The sequence below is a fragment of the Microbacterium aureliae genome (assembly GCF_054780155.1).
In genome coordinates, this window is the sequence record NZ_BAAGWW010000002.1 from 732,274 (window position 1) to 749,055 (window position 16,782).

Consider the following 16,782-nt stretch of genomic DNA (forward strand, 5'->3'; position numbering starts at 1 on the left):
GCGTCAGTACGCGCCCTTCTTCGCCAGAACGGCGCGCACGGTCCGCCACAGGATCACGAGATCGGCCGTGATGGACCAGTTCTCGACGTAGTAGAGATCCAGGCGGATGCTGTCTTCCCAGGACAGATCGCTCCGCCCGCTCACCTGCCACAGACCCGTGATCCCGGGCTTGACCAGCAGGCGCCGGTGGGCCCACTCCTCGTAGGTGGCCACCTCGCTGGCGAGCGGCGGGCGGGGGCCGACGAGCGACATGTCGCCGCGGACCACGTTCCACAGCTGGGGGAACTCGTCGATGCTGTAGCGGCGCAGGAAGCGGCCCACGGGGGTGATGCGCGGGTCGTTGCGCATCTTGAAGAGCACTCCGTTGCCCTCCGAGGCATCCAGCAGCGAGGACAGCCGGTTCTCGGCATCCGCCACCATCGTCCGGAACTTCAGCATGCGGAAGGGCGTCCCTCGCAGACCCACGCGCTCCTGCCGGAACAGCGCCGGTCCGGGACTCGTCGCGCGGATGGCGACCGCGATGCCCAGCAGGACGGGCGACAGCACGATGAGCGCGGCCGCGGCGATCACGATGTCCAAGGCCCGCTTGAGCGCGAGCTTGACGCCCGTGAACTCCGGGTAGGACACGTGGATGAGGGGCAGACCCGCGACGGGCGTCGAGTGGATGCGGGGGCCGGCGACGTCGGTGAGAGCGGGGGCGACGATGAGATTCGCGCGACGCTCCTCCAGGGCCCAGCCGAGTTCGCGCAGCTGGCGGGGCTCGAGCGTGTGGTTCCCGGTGATGATGACGGTGTCGGCGCGGACGCGGTCGACATGGTCGATGACGTGGTCCCAGTCGCCGAGGACCGGGATGTCCTCGGTCAAGGACCGCTGGGTGCTGCCGTGTTCGGTGACGGCGCCGACGATCTGCAGGCCGCAGCCGGGATCCTGGCGGATCTGCGCGGCCACGTGGAGGGAGCTCGATCGATCGCCGACGAGCACGGCATGGCTCAGCAGGCGTCCGAGTCGCCGGCGGCCGATGAGCCATCGGCGCCAGAGCCAACGGCTCGTCAGCAGCAGGACCCACCCCAGCGGCAGGGCGATCAGCAGATAGGCGCGGCCGATCTGCACCTGGAGGGCGAAGGCGATGATCGCGAAAAGCCCGAACGAGGCGAAGGTCGCGTTCGAAACCCGCTTGTACTCGAGCATGCCCGTGCCGACGATCCGGTAGTCGCGCGTGCCGAACAGGTGCAGCGAAGCCGCCCACGCGACGACGAGGACGACCGAGACGAGGAAGTAGGCCACGGCGACGTCGTTCTCGCGCAGTCCCGGGATCTGCAGCTGCTGACCGCCGAAGCCGAATCGCACGAACTGGGCGCCGAAGACGGCGACGGTGATGACGAGGGTGTCGGTGATCGCGAGGAGCGTCGCGAACAGGCGCTGCCAGCGTCGCACGCGCGCAGCCGGTGAGCTGAAGCCGTAGGACGACGTGGTCACGGGCACGCCAGCCGGCCGTTGCGCGGTCGCCGGCCGCTCGTCGATCGCCATTCTTCCACCCCCACGTCGGCGCATCGAGCTGCGATGTGGCACGTGCCGGCGGATTCGCGAGCCGCCATCGCCGCCGATGTCGTGTTCGAGGGTACCAGGCGGTATACCGGGCGCCGGGGTGCGCCGCGACGGCCCCTGCCGGTATCCATGGGCCGTCAGTAGGATGCGAGCGTGCCCGACTCGCTGGACGACCTCGAGGCGCCGCCCCGTCGACGCCGGCGTCGACGCTGGCCGTGGGTGCTGGGCATCCTGGGCGTGCTGCTCCTCTTGTTCGGGGGTCTCGCGGTGGCCGGGGCCGCTCTGGCGGGCCAGGCGCTCGAGGTGCGCGACGACCTGCAGGCCGCGAGATCCGAGCTGAGCTCCGTCCCCGCGCTGGTCCGCGAGGGGGACACCGCCCGGTTCGACACGGCCGCGGCAAGCATCCTCTCCCACACCTCCCGCGCCGACGAGACCGTGCAGGGCCCGCTGTGGGAGTTCGCATCCTGGGTGCCCGGGGTCGGCCCGAATGTCGCCGCCGTCCGCGGCGCCACCGAGGCCACCCACATCCTCGTCCGGGACGCCCTGCCCGCGAGCTTCGAGGTGCTCGGGGCCGTGGACATCGACCGCATCCGGTTCGCCGACGGCGGGTTCGATCTGGAGCCGTTCCGTCAGGTGCTCGCCGTGCTGCCGCAGATCGACGAGGCGTTCGCGTCGGCCGAGCAGCGGGTCGAGCGCATCGACCGCGACGCCCTGCTCCCCGTCGTGGACGAGGCGGTCGGGCAGATCGTCGAGGTGATCGACGAGACGGCACCCCTCGTCCGCACCGCGACGAAGGTCCTGCCCACCGCGCTGACGATCATGGGCGAGGACGAGCCGCGCACCTACTTCGTCATGTTCCAGAACAACGCCGAGATCCGCGCCACGGGCGGCAACCCCGCGGCATCCGTCCTCATCCGCGTCGACCAGGGACGCATTCGCCTCGAGGGGCAGGCCAGTTCCACGACCTTCGCCGCTCCCGGGCTCACCGGCCGGCAGTTCGTCGACGTACCCGCCGAGCAGGCGGCGCTGTACGACGACGAGTGGACCCGGTACTCGCAGAACTACACGAAGACCCCGAGCTTCCCGACCGCCGCGCGGCTGTTCGAGGGGATCCTCGCCGAGACGGGCCGCAAGATCGACGGCGTGCTGTCGCTGGATCCCGTCGCCCTCTCGCACATGCTGGCCATCGCCGGTCCTGTGGACGTCGACGGCATCCGGATCACGTCCGACAACGTCGTGCGGGTGCTGCTCGAAGAGACCTATCTGCGCTTCCCGGGGGATCAGGCCCCGGCCGACGCGTTCTTCGCGGCGGCCTCGGCCGCCGTGTTCGACACCCTGGTGAAGGGGCGCTGGGACCCTCTGCAGATGATCGAGGTCCTGCGCACCTCTGTGGGGGAGCAGCGCGTGTACGCATGGTTCCCGCGCGAGGGCGAGCAGAAGGTGGCCGTCGAGCTCGGCATCGACGGCGGGTTCGCGATCGACAACGACCAGTCGACCCAGCTCGGCGTCTTCCTCAACGACTCCGCGGTGGGCAAGCTCGAGTACTACCTGGACACTTCGATCGCGGTGACCTGCGACCCCGCCGAGCGCACCGTGACGACGACGTACACCCTGGCCAACCGGCTGTCGCGCGACGACCTGACGTTCCACATGCTCGCGCGGCGCTCGCCCACCTACGGCGGGGCCAAGACGACCATGATGCTCGACGTCGTCTACGTCGCCCCCGTCGGGGCGTCGGTCGATCGAATCGACGTCCCCGGCGGAGCCGTCGACGCGCTGGCGCGGAGCGGCGAAGAGGCCGGACGGGCGGCCGAGAGCGTGACCGTCCTCGTCGACCGGGGGCAGACGCGCACGGTGTCCTTCACCAGCGCGCTGCCCGAGCAGGATCTCGGCGCGATCTCGCTGCGGTACACGCCGACGGTCACCGACACCCCGGTGAGCATCGCGGAATCGTGCGGCGAGGTGGTCGGCACCTTCACCGGGTGAGCCGACCGCAAGATCTGCGCAAGATTTCGTCGCCGCCCCTGGCCGCGACACGCCCGGCGTGGCTACCATGAGAGTGCCTGTACTGGGCACGACGGACCGACCCGATGGACCGTCGTGACAGGCGAACTGGGAAAGAGCCTCTGGGGGGCTGATGTCTGGGGTATCGGTATTTGGGGACGGCGCGCGTACGCGCAGAAGCGGCGCGCGGCCATGAGCGGCGTGATCGTCAACGAGTGGCTCGAGCCGCACGGGGGAGTGGAGAACGTCTTCGACGCGCTCATCGAGACTTTCCCGGATGCCGAGCGCTTCTGCCTGTGGAATGACAGCGCCGGCCGGTTCACGGACGTCGCCGAGAGCGCGCTCGCGCGCTCGCCGCTGCGCCACAGCAAGGCCGCTGCGCTGCCGCTGATGCCTGCGATGTGGCGGAAGCTGCCGGCCAGCAACGCGGACTGGGTGCTGTGCAGCAGCCACGTGTTCGCCCACCACGCCCGGTTCGGCGGCCGCGCCCACGATGCTCCGAAGCTCGTGTACGCACACACGCCCGCGCGCTACATCTGGGTGCCCGAGCTGGACCACCGCGGCGACAACGTCGTGGCCAGGGCCGCATCGGGCGTGCTGAAGCTGCTGGACCGCCAGCGCGCGGCCGAGGCGACGGCGATCGTCGCCAACAGCGCCTACATCGCCGAGCGCATCGCCGACACGTGGGGCCGCGAGGCCGACGTGATCCACCCGCCCATCGACGTGGCGCGCTTCATGACGTCGCCGGTGCTCGGTCAGGCCGACCAGCGGACTCTCGACGCCCTGCCGAGCGAGTTCCTGCTCGGCGTCTCGCGCTTCGTGCCGTACAAGCGGCTCGAGGCGGTCGTGGATGCCGGGGCGGCCTCGGGACTGCCGGTCGTCATCGCCGGCACCGGGCCCGAAGAGAAGCACCTGCGCGCCTACGCGGACTCGTCCGGGGTGCGGGTGAGCGTGCTGCGGACGCCATCCTCTCCGCTGCTGCGCGCGCTGTACCGCCGGGCGTCGGCGCTGGTGTTCGCACCCGTCGAGGACTTCGGGATCGTGCCGGTCGAGGCGATGGCCTCGGGGACGCCGGTCATCGCCAACGGCGTCGGCGGCGCCGCCGAGACCGTGCTGAACGGCCGCACGGGTGTCCACGTCTACACGTGGCACCCCGACGAGCTGCGAAACGCCGTCAGCCGTGCGCTCGAGGTCCGCCCCGAGGACTGCGTCGCCCGCGCGCGTCAGTTCGACACGTCGGTCTTCATCGAGAAGATCCGGGCGTGGGTGGAGCTCTACGCGGGCGTGCGCGCACTCGCTGCCTGAACGACCCCCTCGGCCGCGGTCCGGTTCGCCGGACCGCGGTTGAGGGTCGTCCCGGCGGGCGGCGCTCAGGCGGCGGTGCGTCCGGGCAGAAGCGCCGCGCGGGCCGTCTTGAAGACGATGACGGCGTCGCCGATGAGCGACCAGTTCTCGACGTACGACAGGTCCAGCCGCACGGACTCCTCCCACGACAGGCTCGACCGGCCGCTCACCTGCCACAAGCCGGTGATGCCCGGCTTGACCATGAACCGCCGGTGGACATGGTCGGCGTACCGGCTCACCTCGCGCGGGAGGGACGGCCGCGGGCCTACCATCGACATCGTCCCCTCGAGGACGTTGAACAACTGCGGCAGCTCGTCCAGGCTGTAGCGCCGCAGGAACCGGCCGATGCGGGTCACGCGCGGATCGTCGAGCATCTTGAACAGCACTTCGTTGCCGGCGTCCTGGCGGTTTTCGAGCCCGGTGAGCAGGTTCTCGGCGTCGGGCACCATCGTGCAGAACTTCAGCATCCGGAACTCTTCGCCGTCCAGGCCGACGCGCGTCTGCATGAACAGGGCGGGGCCGCCGGTGCGCGCGCGGATCGCGAGCGCGATCACCGCCATGACGGGCGCCAGCAACGTGACGCCGATCGAGGCGAGGACGATGTCCATCGTGCGCTTCGCCGTTCGCTGGCCCTTGCTGTAGCGCGGTGTCTCGACGTGGATGAGGGGAAGGCCCGCGACCGGCCGGGTCCCGATGCGGGGACCCACCACGTCGACGATGCTCGGCGCCAGCACGAGGTGCTGCCGGCCGGTCTCCAGCTCCCACGCCATGCGCTTGACGCTCGAGGGCGGCAGCTCGTCGGTGCTCGTCACCGCGACGGTGTCGGCGTTCACCGAGGTCATCGCCGCCGAGACGCACGCGACGTCTCCCAGCACCGGGATGCCGGTGCCGGCGATCTCGCCGCCCGCCCGCCCGCCGGGGATGCACGCGCCGACCACGCGGTACCCCGCGCTCGGGGTCCGCTGCAGCGCCGCGCCGATCTGGGCGATCGAGCGGTCCGATCCCACCAGGACGACGCGCGCGCTGTACTCGCCGCGCGCGCGGCGGCGCACCAGCCACTGGCGCCACAGCCAGCGCTCGAGCAGCAGCACCAGCATCCCCAGCGGAAGGGAGATGAGCAGATACCCCCGCGCGACGTCCACGCGCAGCAGGAAGGCGAAGATCGCGATGAAGCCGAACAGCCGGGTGCTCACCGAGATGATGCGGACGTACTCGCTGGCTCCGGTGCCGATGGCACGGTCGCTGCGGGAATCGGCGAGGCTCAGCGACCACATCCACAGGCCGACGAGCGCCGTGGAGAACATCCAGTAGGACACCGTGCTCAGGCGCGAGTCCTCGCGGATCGACACCTGAGCGTTGCCCAGGCCGAACCACGCGATCTGCGCGCCGTAGACCACGGCGATCAGCACGACGAGATCGCTCATCCACAGCAGGCGCGCATAACGGGCGCGCCAGTCCGCCGCGGCGCTCGGCACCGCCGTGAGATGCCGCCTGCCCAGAGCGCGCAGGCGATCGATGGACGCATCGGGCGGACCCCCAGCCGCACCGACGAGATTGGATACCACGTTTCCCCCCTCGGTCGCCCAGGCGAGGCGGGCAGAGCCCGCGATCCGCATCCCCAGTCAGCGGAAGGCCCGAGCGACCCTGCCATTGTGTCACCGTCGGGCGCGCGGAACAATGATGCTCAGTGCGCGCCGGGCGCCGATCGGAAGGGGATCACATGGGCATCGACGACCTCGTCAACCAGGGCAAGGACTTCCTCGAGAAGAACAAGGACCAGATCGAGCAGACGCTGAAGTCGGAGCAGGCCGAAGAGGTCAGCGACAAGGCACTCGACGCCGCGGCCGAGTTCGTCAAGAAGATCGCGCCGGATTCCATCGACGCCCACGTCGACGGCGTGCGCGACAGCATCGACCGCTCCATCGGCAACGAGTAGTCCTCGTCGTTCGACCACGGCCCCGGGGGACGCCCCGGGGCCGTCTTGCTGAGAAGTAGCCGCATCACCGGCATCGCGACACGCCCGGGTTTGCGGCACGCCCGGACGGCACGTAGACTAGTCCAGTTCCACACTCCGACGCGCCTTTCGGCGTGCTCAGGATCACTGCCAGGGCAGTGCATAGGCGGCGCCTCGAGCGCAGGGTCCTAGGCCGCGGGCAGCAGAACGACATACATCCGACAACCCCATCCCGTTTCGCGGGATTCGCACGTGCGCGTGCGGGGCGGCCGGAGCCGGGGATTACCGGTTTGACAGCAGAACAGCGGTGCAGCACCGCCGGCAGCTGCCGGCGGAAGTGCCATGGCGCGAGAGCGTCATCGTGCGTCCGATGCCCCCGGGGACCCCGGGAGGTAAGACGCGAGAAAGAGAGTGAGCAGACAATGGCGGGACAGAAGATCCGCATTCGCCTGAAGTCGTACGACCACGCCGGCCTGGACTCGTCGGCGCGCAAGATCGTCGACACCGTGACCCGTGCGGGCGCGACCGTCGTGGGCCCCGTGCCCCTTCCGACCGAGAAGAACGTCGTGTGCGTCATCCGGTCGCCCCACAAGTACAAGGACAGCCGCGAGCACTTCGAGATGCGCACCCACAAGCGTCTGATCGACATCATCGATCCGACGCCCAAGGCCGTCGACTCGCTGATGCGCCTTGACCTGCCGGCCGACGTCAACATCGAGATCAAGCTCTGAGGTTCGACATGGCTGACATCAACTCCAAGGTTTCCAAGGGCCTGCTGGGCACCAAGCTCGGCATGACCCAGGTCTGGGACGAAAGCGGCAAGCTCGTCCCCGTCACCGTCATCGAGATCGCGCCGAACGTCGTCACGCAGGTGCGCACCCCCGAGAAGGACGGCTACAAGGCCGTTCAGATCGCCTACGGCCAGATCGACCCCCGCAAGGTCAACAAGCCGCAGTCGGCCCACTTCGAGGCCGCCGGCGTGACCCCCCGCCGCCACCTCACCGAGATCCGCACCGCGGACGCCGCTGACTACTCACTCGGTCAGGAGCTCACCGTGGACGGCACCTTCGAGGCCGGCCAGCTGGTCGACGTCGTCGGCACCAGCAAGGGCAAGGGCACCGCGGGTGTCATGAAGCGCCACAACTTCAAGGGCGTCTCGGCTTCGCACGGTGCTCACCGCAACCACCGCAAGCCCGGCTCGATCGGCGCGTCGTCGACCCCGAGCCGCGTCTTCAAGGGCATGCGCATGGCCGGCCGTATGGGTGGCGAGCGCGTGACCGTCCTCAACCTCACGGTGCACGCCGTCGACGCCGAGAAGGGTCTGCTGCTCGTCAAGGGCGCCGTCCCCGGCGCGCGCGGCCGCATCGTCTACGTCCGCAACGCAGTGAAGGGTGCCTGATCATGGCTGACTCGACTCTCGCGCTCGACGTCGTGAAGGCAGACGGCAAGAAGGCCGGCTCCGTGGAGCTGCCCGCCGCGCTGTTCGACGTCAAGACGAACATCCCGCTCATCCACCAGGTCGTCGTGGCGCAGCGCGCCGCGGCTCGCCAGGGCACCCACTCGACCAAGCGTCGCGGTGAGGTCTCGGGCGCCGGCCGCAAGCCCTTCAAGCAGAAGGGCACCGGTAACGCCCGACAGGGTTCGATCCGCGCGCCTCACATGACCGGCGGTGGCATCGTGCACGGGCCGAAGCCGCGCGACTACGCGCAGCGCACCCCCAAGAAGATGATCGCGGCGGCCCTCCTCGGCTCGCTCAGCGACCGCGCCCGCGGCGAGCGCCTCCACGTGGTGGAGTCGTTCGGCATCGACGGCTCGCCCTCGACCAAGGCCGCCGCTGCGGTCTTCGCCGGTCTGGGCGCCCTCAAGAACGTCCTGGTCGTCATCGACCGCGACGACGAGCTCAGCATCCTGAGCGTGCGCAACCTGTCGTACGTCCACGTGCTGACCTTCGACCAGCTGAACGCCTACGACGTGCTCGTCTCGGACGACATCGTCTTCACCAAGGCCGCCTACGAGGCTTTCGTCGCCTCCAAGACGGCCACCGAGGAGGTCTCGGCATGACCGCCGTGAACAAGGACCCGCGCGACATCATCCTGAAGCCGGTCGTCTCGGAGAAGAGCTACGGGCTCATCGACGAGGGCAAGTACACGTTCCTCGTGGACCCCCGTGCCTCGAAGACCGAGATCAAGCTCGCGATCGAGAAGATCTTCGGCGTCAAGGTGGCCGCGGTCAACACGCTCAACCGCGCCGGCAAGGCCCGTCGCACCCGCTTCGGCACCGGCAAGCGCAAGGACACCAAGCGCGCCATCGTGACCCTGAAGTCGGGCACCATCGACATCTTCACGGCAGTCGGCTGACGGTCGGGATAGAGGACTAGAGATATGGCTATTCGCAAGTACAAGCCCACGACCCCGGGTCGCCGCGGCTCGTCGGTGGCCGACTTCGCCGAGATCACCCGATCGACGCCTGAGAAGTCGCTCCTCCGCCCGCTGTCGAAGACCGGTGGCCGCAACAACCAGGGCCGCATCACCACTCGTCACATCGGTGGCGGTCACAAGCGTCAGTACCGTCTGATCGACTTCCGTCGCAACGACAAGGACGGCATCGACGCCAAGGTCGCGCACATCGAGTACGACCCCAACCGCACCGCGCGCATCGCGCTGCTGCACTACGTCGACGGCGAGAAGCGCTACATCCTCGCCCCGAACAAGCTGCAGCAGGGCGACATCGTCGAGTCGGGTGCCGGCGCCGACATCAAGCCCGGCAACAACCTGCCGCTGCGCAACATCCCCACCGGTACCGTCATCCACGCGATCGAGCTCCGCCCCGGCGGCGGCGCCAAGCTGGCCCGCTCGGCCGGCGCGTCGGTTCGCCTCGTCGCCAAGGACGGCCCCTACGCCCAGCTGCGTCTGCCCTCGGGCGAGATCCGCAACGTCGACGCGCGCTGCCGCGCCACCATCGGCGAGGTCGGCAACGCCGAGCAGTCGAACATCAACTGGGGCAAGGCCGGCCGCAAGCGCTGGAAGGGCGTCCGCCCGACCGTCCGTGGTGTCGCGATGAACCCCGTCGACCACCCGCACGGTGGTGGTGAGGGCAAGACCTCCGGTGGTCGTCACCCTGTTTCGCCGTGGGGCCAGGCCGAAGGCCGCACCCGTCACGCGAACAAGGAAAGCGACAAGTACATCGTCCGCCGTCGCACCGCCGGCAAGAAGCGCAAGTAGGAGCAGAGGAAGATGCCACGCAGTCTCAAGAAGGGCCCCTTCGTCGACGAACACCTGCTTCGCAAGGTCGTCGTCCAGAACGAGGCGGGATCCAAGAACGTCATCAAGACCTGGTCGCGTCGCTCGATGATCGTGCCGGCCATGCTCGGCCACACGATCGCCGTGCACGACGGTCGCAAGCACATCCCCGTGTTCGTGACCGAGACCATGGTCGGCCACAAGCTGGGCGAGTTCGCGCCCACCCGCACCTTCCGCGGCCACGTGAAGGACGACAAGAAGGGCCGTCGCCGCTGACGCGGGGACGCAAGAGGAGAGAGAAATGGTGGAGTCCATCGCACGCGTGCGACACATCCGCGTGACCCCTCAGAAGGCTCGTCGTGTCGTCGCGCTCATCAAGGGCAAGCAGGCCGAGGAGGCCCTGGCCATCCTCAAGTTCGCGCAGCAGAGCGCGAGCGAGCCGATCTACAAGCTCGTCGCCTCGGCGATCGCGAACGCTCGCGTGAAGGCCGATGCCGCCGGCGAGTACCTGGCCGAGCAGGACCTGTACGTGAAGAACGCGTACGTCGACGAGGGCACGACGCTGAAGCGTTTCCAGCCCCGCGCGCAGGGTCGTGCTTTCCAGATCAAGAAGCGCACCAGCCACATCACCGTCGTGCTGTCGACCCCCGAGGTCGCCGAGTCGGCGCCGGCTGCCAAGACCAAGAAGGCGAGCAAGTAATGGGCCAGAAAGTCAACCCGTACGGCTTCCGCCTCGGCATCACCACGGACCACGTGTCGCGCTGGTTCTCGGACTCGACCAAGCCCGGGCAGCGTTACGCCGACTACGTGGCCGAGGACATCAAGATCCGTCGCCTGCTGACCACGTCGCTGGACCGCGCCGGCGTCAGCAACATCGAGATCGAGCGCACGCGTGACCGCGTCCGCGTCGACATCCACACCGCCCGCCCGGGCATCGTGATCGGCCGCCGCGGCGCCGAGGCCGAGCGCATCCGCGCCGACCTCGAGAAGCTGACCGGCAAGCAGATCCAGCTGAACATCCTCGAGGTGAAGAACCCCGAGGCCGACGCTCAGCTCGTCGCCCAGGGCATCGCCGAGCAGCTCTCGGCTCGTGTGGCCTTCCGCCGCGCGATGCGCAAGGGTCTGCAGGGCGCCCAGCGCGCCGGCGCCAAGGGCGTCCGCGTCCAGGTGTCCGGTCGTCTCGGCGGCGCCGAGATGAGCCGGTCGGAGTTCTACCGTGAGGGCCGTGTTCCGCTGCACACGCTGCGCGCGAACATCGACTACGGCTTCTACGAGGCCAAGACCACCTTCGGCCGCATCGGCGTGAAGGTCTGGATCTACAAGGGCGACCTCACCAACAAGGAGCTGGCTCGCGAGCAGGCGAACGCGCCCAAGTCCCGTGGTCGTGACGACCGCGGCGGCGACCGTCGTCGCGGACCCCGCAACGAGGCCCCCGTGGCAGAAGGAGCGTCGGCCTGATGCTTATCCCCCGCAAGGTCAAGTACCGCAAGCAGCACCACCCCAAGCGTGACGGCCAGGCCACCGGCGGCACGAAGGTCTCCTTCGGCGAGTTCGGCATCCAGGCACTCACCCCCGCTTACGTGACCAACCGTCAGATCGAGTCCGCTCGTATCGCGATGACGCGTCACATCAAGCGTGGCGGCAAGGTGTGGATCAACATCTACCCCGACCGACCGCTCACCAAGAAGCCCGCCGAGACCCGCATGGGTTCGGGTAAGGGCTCGCCCGAGTGGTGGGTCGCCAACGTCAAGCCGGGTCGCGTCCTCTTCGAGGTCGCCGGTGTCAACGAGGAACTCGCTCGTGAGGCCCTGACCCGTGCCATTCACAAGCTGCCTCTGAAGGCACGCATCATCAAGCGCGAGGAGGGCGACGCGTAATGGCGATCGGCACCAAGACGCTCGCACCCAGCGAGCTCGACACGTTCGAAGACCAGCGCCTCGTCGAGGAGCTGCGCAAGGCCAAGGAAGAGCTGTTCAATCTGCGCTTCCAGTCGGCCACCGGCCAGCTCGAGAGCCACGGCCGCATCCGTGCGGTCAAGCGCGACATCGCGCGGCTCTACACCGTCATCCGGGAGCGCGAGCTCGGCATCCGTGCCACGCCCGCACCCGTCGAGACGGCGACGAAGGCCAAGAAGACCAAGGCGAAGAAGGCGGATGCCGCTGACGACGCCGCCAAGGAAGAGGCTGAGTGATGGCTACCAAGAAGACCGACGAGACCGTCGTTCCGGGTCACGAGTCGGCCGAGCACGACGTGCGTGACGCTGAGGCCCGCGGGTACCGCAAGGCCCGCCGAGGCTACGTCGTCAGCGACAAGATGGACAAGACGATCGTCGTCGAGGTCGAGGACCGCGTGAAGCACCCGCTCTACGGCAAGGTCATCCGTCGCACGTCGAAGGTCAAGGCGCACGACGAGGGCAACACCGCCGGCATCGGCGACCTCGTCCTCATCAACGAGACCCGTCCGCTGAGCGCCACCAAGCGCTGGCGCCTGGTCGAGATCCTGGAGAAGGCCAAGTGATCCAGAACGAGTCCCGCCTCAAGGTCGCCGACAACACCGGCGCCAAGGAGCTGCTCACCATTCGTGTGCTCGGCGGCTCGAACCGGCGCTACGCGGGCCTGGGCGACGTCATCGTCGCCACGGTCAAGGACGCGATCCCGGGCGGCAACGTCAAGAAGGGCGACGTGGTCAAGGCCGTCGTCGTCCGCACCGTCAAGCAGACCCGTCGTCCCGACGGTTCCTACATCAAGTTCGACGAGAACGCCGCCGTCATCCTGAAGAACGACGGGGAGCCCCGCGGCACCCGCATCTTCGGGCCGGTCGGCCGTGAGCTTCGCGACAAGAAGTTCATGAAGATCGTCTCGCTCGCCCCGGAGGTCATCTGATCATGGCGAAGATCAAGAAGGGTGACCTGGTTCAGGTCATCTCGGGCGCCAAGCCCGAGCGCGGCGGTGACCGCGGCAAGCAGGGCAAGGTCCTCGAGGTCCTCGTCGAGCAGAACCGCGTCATCGTCGAAGGCGTGAACTACGTCACCAAGCACAACCGCGTGGGCCAGACCCAGCGCGGCACCAAGACCGGCGGCATCGAGACCTTCGAAGCCCCGATCCACATCTCGAACGTCGCACTCGTCGACCCCTCGAGCAAGAAGCCGACCCGTGTCGGCCACCGCGTCGAGGAGCAGACGAAGGACGGCGTGAAGCGCACCGTCCGCGTGCGCTACGCGAAGAAGAGCGGCAAGGACCTCTGAGCATGAGCACGGCAACTGCCGCGGAGGCTGGCAAGACCCAGCCCCGCCTGAAGCAGAAGTACAACGGCGAGATCAAGAAGGCCCTGCAGGACGAGTTCGGCTACGCCAACGTCATGCAGACCCCCGGACTGGTCAAGGTCGTGGTGAACACCGGTGTCGGCGAGGCAGCTCGCGACAGCAAGGTTATCGATGGCGCGGTCGACGACCTCACCAAGATCACCGGTCAGAAGCCGGTCGTCACCAAGGCCCGCAAGTCCATCGCGCAGTTCAAGCTGCGCGAGGGTCAGGCCATCGGCGCGCACGTCACCCTCCGCGGCGACCGCGCGTGGGAGTTCATCGACCGCCTGGTCAACCTGGCGCTGCCGCGCATCCGCGACTTCCGCGGTCTTTCGCCGAAGCAGTTCGACGGGCACGGCAACTACACGTTCGGCCTGCAGGAGCAGTCGGTCTTCCACGAAATCAACCAGGACAAGATCGATCGCGTGCGCGGCTTCGACATCACCATCGTGACGTCGGCGTCGACGGATGCCGAGGGCCGCGCCCTGCTGCGCCACCTCGGGTTCCCGTTCCGCACCGAGGACGCCCAGGCGTAACATCACCCCGGCGCTCCGCATCCTCGCGGCGCGGAGCGCCATCCCACCACAGGTCGGCCGTCGTGTAACGGCGTACGAAACCTGGTGAACGAAGGAAACACATCATGACAATGACAGACCCGGTCGCAGACATGCTGACCCGTCTGCGCAACGCGAATTCGGCGCACCACGACTCCGTGTCGCTGCCGAGCTCCAAGCTCAAGACCCACATCGCCGACATCCTGAAGCAGGAGGGCTACATCTCCGACTGGGCCGTCTCGGACGCCCGCGTCGGCCAGACGCTGACCCTCACGCTGAAGTACGGCCCGAACCGCGAGCGGTCGATCGCCGGCATCAAGCGCGTGTCGAAGCCCGGTCTGCGCGTCTACGCGAAGTCGACCGAGATCCCCACCGTCCTCGGTGGCCTCGGTGTCGCGATCCTGTCCACCTCCTCCGGTCTTCTCACCGACCGCCAGGCCGAGCAGAAGGGCGTGGGTGGGGAAGTCCTCGCCTACGTGTGGTGATCTGACATGTCGCGTATCGGACGTCTTCCCATCGACATCCCCGCCGGCGTGACCGTCGAGGTCGCCGGCCAGAACGTCGCCGTCAAGGGACCCAAGGGCGAGCTGCAGCTCACCGTCGCCAAGCCCATCGAGGTGAAGGTCGACGAGGGCCAGGTGCTCGTCACCCGTCCCGACGACGAGCGCGAGTCGCGGTCGCTCCACGGCCTGACCCGCACGCTCATCAACAACAACATCATCGGTGTCACCCAGGGCTACACCAAGGGCCTCGAGGTCGTCGGCACGGGTTACCGCGTGGCGCAGAAGGGCAGCTCGGTCGAGTTCGCCCTCGGCTTCTCGCACCCCGTGCTCGTCGAGCCGCCCGCCGGGATCACCTTCACGGTCGAGGGCAACAACAAGCTCACCGTGAGCGGCATCGACAAGCAGGCCGTCGGCGAGGCGGCCGCCAACATCCGCAAGATCCGCAAGCCCGAGCCGTACAAGGGCAAGGGTGTGCGCTACGCCGGCGAGGTCGTCCGGCGCAAGGCCGGAAAGGCTGGTAAGTAACCATGGCCGTGAAGTCGAAGTCCGACGCGCGCGCGCGTCGTCACGCCCGCCTTCGCAAGAAGGTCGTCGGCACCACCGATCGTCCGCGCCTGGTCGTCACGCGCTCGGCGCGCCACGTCTTCGTCCAGATCGTCGACGACAGCAAGGGCCACACGCTGGCCTCGGCGTCCACGCTCGAGACGGACCTGCGTGCCTCCGACGCCGACAAGACCGCCAAGGCCCGCAAGGTCGGCGAGCTCCTCGCGGAGCGCGCCAAGGCCGCCGGGGTCTCGGATGTCGTGTTCGACCGTGGCGGCAACCGCTACGCCGGCCGTGTCGCGGCGATCGCCGACGGCGCCCGCGAGGGAGGTCTGAACCTGTGAGTGACAACAAGGAGAGCAACGTGACCGAGCAGGCAGCTGCCGAGGCCCCGGCCGAGGCCGCCACCGCGCCCGCTGAGCGCGAGCGCGAGCCCCGCCGCGGCGGTCGCGAGCGCAACCCCAACCGTGACCGCGGGGGCCGTGACCGCAACGAGAGCCAGTTCCTCGAGCGCGTCGTGACCATCAACCGCGTGTCGAAGGTCGTCAAGGGCGGTCGTCGCTTCAGCTTCACGGCGCTCGTCGTCGTGGGCGACGGCAACGGCGTCGTGGGCGTCGGCTACGGCAAGGCCCGCGAGGTGCCCCTGGCCATCTCGAAGGGTGTCGAAGAGGCCAAGCGCAACTTCTTCCGCGTCCCCCGGTCGGCCTCGACCATCCCGCACCCCGTGCAGGGTGAGGCCGCCGCCGGCGTGGTGCTGCTGCGCCCCGCCGCCGCCGGTACCGGTGTCATCGCCGGTGGTCCGGTCCGCGCCGTCCTGGAGTGCGCCGGCATCCACGACGTCCTGTCCAAGTCGCTCGGCTCGTCGAACACGATCAACATCGTGCACGCGACCGTCGAGGCGCTCAAGCAGCTCGAGGAGCCCCGTGCCGTCGCCGCGCGTCGCGGTCTCGAGTTCGACCAGGTGGCTCCGGCTCGCCTCGTGCGCGCGGAGGCCGACGCCACCGCAGCAGCGAAGGTTGGTGCATGATGGCCGCCCGTCTGAAGGTGACCCAGGTCAAGTCCAAGGTGAGCGAGAAGCAGAACCAGCGCGACACGCTGCGTTCGCTCGGTCTGAAGCGGATCGGCGACTCCGTCGTCCGTCCCGACGACGCGCAGACGCGCGGTTACGTCAAGACCGTCGCGCACCTCGTGAAGGTTGAGGAGATCGACTGATGGCTGACAAGGCCGAGAAGGCGACCGAAGAGGTCGTCGAGAAGAAGGCTCCCGCCAAGAAGGCGCCGGCCAAGAAGGCCGCTGCCGCCAAGGCGGAGCCCAAGAAGAAGGACGTCGCGGTCTCGCGTCCCGGCGTGCTGAAGGTCCACCACCTGCGTCCGGTCCCCGGCGCCCACACCGCCAAGACCCGCGTGGGTCGCGGTGAGGGCTCGAAGGGCAAGACCGCCGGCCGTGGCACCAAGGGCACCAAGGCCCGCTACCAGGTCAAGGTCGGCTTCGAGGGTGGGCAGATGCCGCTGCACATGCGCACCCCCAAGCTCCGCGGCTTCAAGAACCCGTTCCGCGTCGAGTACCAGGTCGTGAACCTGGACAAGCTCGCCGAGCTCTACCCGAGCGGGGGAGACGTCACCGTCAGCGACCTGGTCGCCAAGGGTGCCGTCCGCAAGAACGAGAAGGTCAAGGTGCTCGGCACCGGAGACATCTCGGTGAAGCTCAACGTGGCCGTCGACAAGGTCTCGGGCTCTGCCGAGCAGAAGATCGTCGCTGCGGGCGGTTCCGTCAAGTAGTGCACCAGAGGGGGCCG

General features: G+C 68.6%; 25 protein-coding genes. 23 read left to right on the forward strand and 2 right to left on the reverse strand.

Annotated features, from left to right (window positions below):
• Positions 1 to 3: 3 nt before the first annotated feature.
• Entirely contained in the window at positions 4 to 1,527 is a 1,524-nt protein-coding gene (locus ACYVF4_RS09485) for a sugar transferase (RefSeq protein WP_460722050.1), read from the reverse strand.
• A gap of 171 nt (positions 1,528 to 1,698) precedes the next feature.
• Between ACYVF4_RS09485 and ACYVF4_RS09490 the strand changes: the two genes are divergently transcribed.
• Positions 1,699 to 3,531: a DUF4012 domain-containing protein gene (locus ACYVF4_RS09490; RefSeq protein ID WP_460722052.1), complete on the forward strand. Its 1,833-nt coding sequence runs from the start codon at positions 1,699 to 1,701 to the stop codon at positions 3,529 to 3,531.
• A gap of 210 nt (positions 3,532 to 3,741) precedes the next feature.
• The gene (locus ACYVF4_RS09495; protein ID WP_460722054.1) at positions 3,742 to 4,854 is read left to right on the forward strand and encodes a glycosyltransferase; all 1,113 of its coding nucleotides are present in this window, start codon (positions 3,742 to 3,744) and stop codon (positions 4,852 to 4,854) included.
• Positions 4,855 to 4,919: 65 nt separating this feature from the next.
• Here the strand turns inward: ACYVF4_RS09495 and ACYVF4_RS09500 are convergent, their stop codons facing one another.
• A complete protein-coding gene (locus ACYVF4_RS09500) occupies positions 4,920 to 6,458 on the reverse strand; it encodes a sugar transferase (protein WP_460722056.1) in 1,539 nt (512 codons plus the stop codon).
• 155 nt (positions 6,459 to 6,613) lie between these two features.
• Between ACYVF4_RS09500 and ACYVF4_RS09505 the strand changes: the two genes are divergently transcribed.
• The 21 genes from ACYVF4_RS09505 (at position 6,614) to rplO (ending at position 16,765) form a co-directional block, all read left to right on the forward strand.
• The gene (locus tag ACYVF4_RS09505) at positions 6,614 to 6,829 is read left to right on the forward strand and encodes a hypothetical protein (RefSeq protein ID WP_460722058.1); all 216 of its coding nucleotides are present in this window, start codon (positions 6,614 to 6,616) and stop codon (positions 6,827 to 6,829) included.
• 440 nt (positions 6,830 to 7,269) lie between these two features.
• Positions 7,270 to 7,578, forward strand: a complete 309-nt coding sequence (gene rpsJ / locus ACYVF4_RS09510; RefSeq protein WP_013584016.1) for a 30S ribosomal protein S10 — start codon at positions 7,270 to 7,272, stop codon at positions 7,576 to 7,578.
• An 8-nt stretch (positions 7,579 to 7,586) separates the two neighbouring features.
• A complete protein-coding gene (rplC, locus tag ACYVF4_RS09515; RefSeq protein WP_460722060.1) occupies positions 7,587 to 8,246 on the forward strand; it encodes a 50S ribosomal protein L3 in 660 nt (219 codons plus the stop codon).
• A gap of 2 nt (positions 8,247 to 8,248) precedes the next feature.
• Positions 8,249 to 8,908 carry a 50S ribosomal protein L4 gene (gene rplD, locus ACYVF4_RS09520; protein WP_460722062.1) on the forward strand — a complete coding sequence of 220 codons (660 nt, stop codon included), beginning with the start codon at positions 8,249 to 8,251 and terminating at the stop codon, positions 8,906 to 8,908.
• On the forward strand, positions 8,905 to 9,204 hold the full coding sequence (rplW, locus tag ACYVF4_RS09525) for a 50S ribosomal protein L23 (protein ID WP_192635689.1): 300 nt from the start codon (positions 8,905 to 8,907) through the stop codon (positions 9,202 to 9,204). Before rplD ends, rplW begins: the two co-directional genes overlap by 4 nt.
• 24 nt (positions 9,205 to 9,228) lie before the next feature.
• The gene (rplB, locus tag ACYVF4_RS09530) at positions 9,229 to 10,068 is read left to right on the forward strand and encodes a 50S ribosomal protein L2 (protein ID WP_460722064.1); all 840 of its coding nucleotides are present in this window, start codon (positions 9,229 to 9,231) and stop codon (positions 10,066 to 10,068) included.
• A gap of 12 nt (positions 10,069 to 10,080) precedes the next feature.
• The gene (gene rpsS, locus ACYVF4_RS09535; protein WP_019181724.1) at positions 10,081 to 10,362 is read left to right on the forward strand and encodes a 30S ribosomal protein S19; all 282 of its coding nucleotides are present in this window, start codon (positions 10,081 to 10,083) and stop codon (positions 10,360 to 10,362) included.
• Positions 10,363 to 10,387: 25 nt separating this feature from the next.
• Complete coding sequence (rplV, locus tag ACYVF4_RS09540) at positions 10,388 to 10,786, forward strand: 50S ribosomal protein L22 (protein WP_460722066.1); 399 nt, start codon at positions 10,388 to 10,390, stop codon at positions 10,784 to 10,786.
• A complete protein-coding gene (rpsC, locus tag ACYVF4_RS09545; RefSeq protein WP_251451664.1) occupies positions 10,786 to 11,544 on the forward strand; it encodes a 30S ribosomal protein S3 in 759 nt (252 codons plus the stop codon). The genes rplV and rpsC overlap by 1 nt, the downstream gene beginning before the upstream one ends.
• Positions 11,544 to 11,963 (forward strand): 50S ribosomal protein L16, encoded by a 420-nt coding sequence (rplP, locus tag ACYVF4_RS09550; protein ID WP_045275476.1) that lies wholly within the window; start codon positions 11,544 to 11,546, stop codon positions 11,961 to 11,963. The genes rpsC and rplP overlap by 1 nt, the downstream gene beginning before the upstream one ends.
• Positions 11,963 to 12,277, forward strand: a complete 315-nt coding sequence (gene rpmC, locus ACYVF4_RS09555; RefSeq protein WP_460722069.1) for a 50S ribosomal protein L29 — start codon at positions 11,963 to 11,965, stop codon at positions 12,275 to 12,277. The genes rplP and rpmC overlap by 1 nt, the downstream gene beginning before the upstream one ends.
• Positions 12,277 to 12,603: a 30S ribosomal protein S17 gene (gene rpsQ / locus ACYVF4_RS09560; RefSeq protein ID WP_460722071.1), complete on the forward strand. Its 327-nt coding sequence runs from the start codon at positions 12,277 to 12,279 to the stop codon at positions 12,601 to 12,603. The genes rpmC and rpsQ overlap by 1 nt, the downstream gene beginning before the upstream one ends.
• Positions 12,600 to 12,968, forward strand: coding sequence for a 50S ribosomal protein L14 (gene rplN, locus ACYVF4_RS09565; protein WP_045246799.1), 369 nt, complete (start codon positions 12,600 to 12,602; stop codon positions 12,966 to 12,968). The genes rpsQ and rplN overlap by 4 nt, the downstream gene beginning before the upstream one ends.
• 2 nt (positions 12,969 to 12,970) lie before the next feature.
• On the forward strand, positions 12,971 to 13,330 hold the full coding sequence (gene rplX, locus ACYVF4_RS09570; RefSeq protein ID WP_460722074.1) for a 50S ribosomal protein L24: 360 nt from the start codon (positions 12,971 to 12,973) through the stop codon (positions 13,328 to 13,330).
• Between the two features lie 2 nt (positions 13,331 to 13,332).
• Entirely contained in the window at positions 13,333 to 13,923 is a 591-nt protein-coding gene (rplE, locus tag ACYVF4_RS09575) for a 50S ribosomal protein L5 (protein WP_460722076.1), read from the forward strand.
• A 104-nt stretch (positions 13,924 to 14,027) separates the two neighbouring features.
• A complete protein-coding gene (gene rpsH, locus ACYVF4_RS09580) occupies positions 14,028 to 14,426 on the forward strand; it encodes a 30S ribosomal protein S8 (RefSeq protein WP_460722078.1) in 399 nt (132 codons plus the stop codon).
• Between the two features lie 6 nt (positions 14,427 to 14,432).
• Complete coding sequence (rplF, locus tag ACYVF4_RS09585) at positions 14,433 to 14,969, forward strand: 50S ribosomal protein L6 (protein WP_460722080.1); 537 nt, start codon at positions 14,433 to 14,435, stop codon at positions 14,967 to 14,969.
• A gap of 2 nt (positions 14,970 to 14,971) precedes the next feature.
• Positions 14,972 to 15,331 (forward strand): 50S ribosomal protein L18, encoded by a 360-nt coding sequence (rplR, locus tag ACYVF4_RS09590; RefSeq protein WP_460722082.1) that lies wholly within the window; start codon positions 14,972 to 14,974, stop codon positions 15,329 to 15,331.
• On the forward strand, positions 15,328 to 16,014 hold the full coding sequence (rpsE, locus tag ACYVF4_RS09595) for a 30S ribosomal protein S5 (protein ID WP_460722084.1): 687 nt from the start codon (positions 15,328 to 15,330) through the stop codon (positions 16,012 to 16,014). Before rplR ends, rpsE begins: the two co-directional genes overlap by 4 nt.
• Positions 16,014 to 16,199 (forward strand): 50S ribosomal protein L30, encoded by a 186-nt coding sequence (rpmD, locus tag ACYVF4_RS09600; RefSeq protein ID WP_023954062.1) that lies wholly within the window; start codon positions 16,014 to 16,016, stop codon positions 16,197 to 16,199. Before rpsE ends, rpmD begins: the two co-directional genes overlap by 1 nt.
• Positions 16,199 to 16,765, forward strand: coding sequence for a 50S ribosomal protein L15 (gene rplO / locus ACYVF4_RS09605; protein WP_460722085.1), 567 nt, complete (start codon positions 16,199 to 16,201; stop codon positions 16,763 to 16,765). Before rpmD ends, rplO begins: the two co-directional genes overlap by 1 nt.
• Positions 16,766 to 16,782: the final 17 nt, after the last annotated feature.

What these genes read in the sequence shown, in the direction of transcription:
- ACYVF4_RS09485 (WP_460722050.1), bottom strand. Translation starts at nt 1,527, where the DNA reads ATGGCGATCGACGAGCGGCCGGCGACCGCGCAACGGCCGGCTGGCGTG.
- ACYVF4_RS09495 (WP_460722054.1), top strand. Translation starts at nt 3,742, where the DNA reads ATGAGCGGCGTGATCGTCAACGAGTGGCTCGAGCCGCACGGGGGAGTG.
- ACYVF4_RS09505 (WP_460722058.1), top strand. Translation starts at nt 6,614, where the DNA reads ATGGGCATCGACGACCTCGTCAACCAGGGCAAGGACTTCCTCGAGAAG.
- rpsJ (WP_013584016.1), top strand. Translation starts at nt 7,270, where the DNA reads ATGGCGGGACAGAAGATCCGCATTCGCCTGAAGTCGTACGACCACGCC.
- rplC (WP_460722060.1), top strand. Translation starts at nt 7,587, where the DNA reads ATGGCTGACATCAACTCCAAGGTTTCCAAGGGCCTGCTGGGCACCAAG.
- rplD (WP_460722062.1), top strand. Translation starts at nt 8,249, where the DNA reads ATGGCTGACTCGACTCTCGCGCTCGACGTCGTGAAGGCAGACGGCAAG.
- rplW (WP_192635689.1), top strand. Translation starts at nt 8,905, where the DNA reads ATGACCGCCGTGAACAAGGACCCGCGCGACATCATCCTGAAGCCGGTC.
- rplB (WP_460722064.1), top strand. Translation starts at nt 9,229, where the DNA reads ATGGCTATTCGCAAGTACAAGCCCACGACCCCGGGTCGCCGCGGCTCG.
- rpsS (WP_019181724.1), top strand. Translation starts at nt 10,081, where the DNA reads ATGCCACGCAGTCTCAAGAAGGGCCCCTTCGTCGACGAACACCTGCTT.
- rplV (WP_460722066.1), top strand. Translation starts at nt 10,388, where the DNA reads ATGGTGGAGTCCATCGCACGCGTGCGACACATCCGCGTGACCCCTCAG.
- rpsC (WP_251451664.1), top strand. Translation starts at nt 10,786, where the DNA reads ATGGGCCAGAAAGTCAACCCGTACGGCTTCCGCCTCGGCATCACCACG.
- rplP (WP_045275476.1), top strand. Translation starts at nt 11,544, where the DNA reads ATGCTTATCCCCCGCAAGGTCAAGTACCGCAAGCAGCACCACCCCAAG.
- rpmC (WP_460722069.1), top strand. Translation starts at nt 11,963, where the DNA reads ATGGCGATCGGCACCAAGACGCTCGCACCCAGCGAGCTCGACACGTTC.
- rpsQ (WP_460722071.1), top strand. Translation starts at nt 12,277, where the DNA reads ATGGCTACCAAGAAGACCGACGAGACCGTCGTTCCGGGTCACGAGTCG.
- rplX (WP_460722074.1), top strand. Translation starts at nt 12,971, where the DNA reads ATGGCGAAGATCAAGAAGGGTGACCTGGTTCAGGTCATCTCGGGCGCC.
- rplE (WP_460722076.1), top strand. Translation starts at nt 13,333, where the DNA reads ATGAGCACGGCAACTGCCGCGGAGGCTGGCAAGACCCAGCCCCGCCTG.
- rpsH (WP_460722078.1), top strand. Translation starts at nt 14,028, where the DNA reads ATGACAATGACAGACCCGGTCGCAGACATGCTGACCCGTCTGCGCAAC.
- rplF (WP_460722080.1), top strand. Translation starts at nt 14,433, where the DNA reads ATGTCGCGTATCGGACGTCTTCCCATCGACATCCCCGCCGGCGTGACC.
- rplR (WP_460722082.1), top strand. Translation starts at nt 14,972, where the DNA reads ATGGCCGTGAAGTCGAAGTCCGACGCGCGCGCGCGTCGTCACGCCCGC.
- rpmD (WP_023954062.1), top strand. Translation starts at nt 16,014, where the DNA reads ATGGCCGCCCGTCTGAAGGTGACCCAGGTCAAGTCCAAGGTGAGCGAG.
- rplO (WP_460722085.1), top strand. Translation starts at nt 16,199, where the DNA reads ATGGCTGACAAGGCCGAGAAGGCGACCGAAGAGGTCGTCGAGAAGAAG.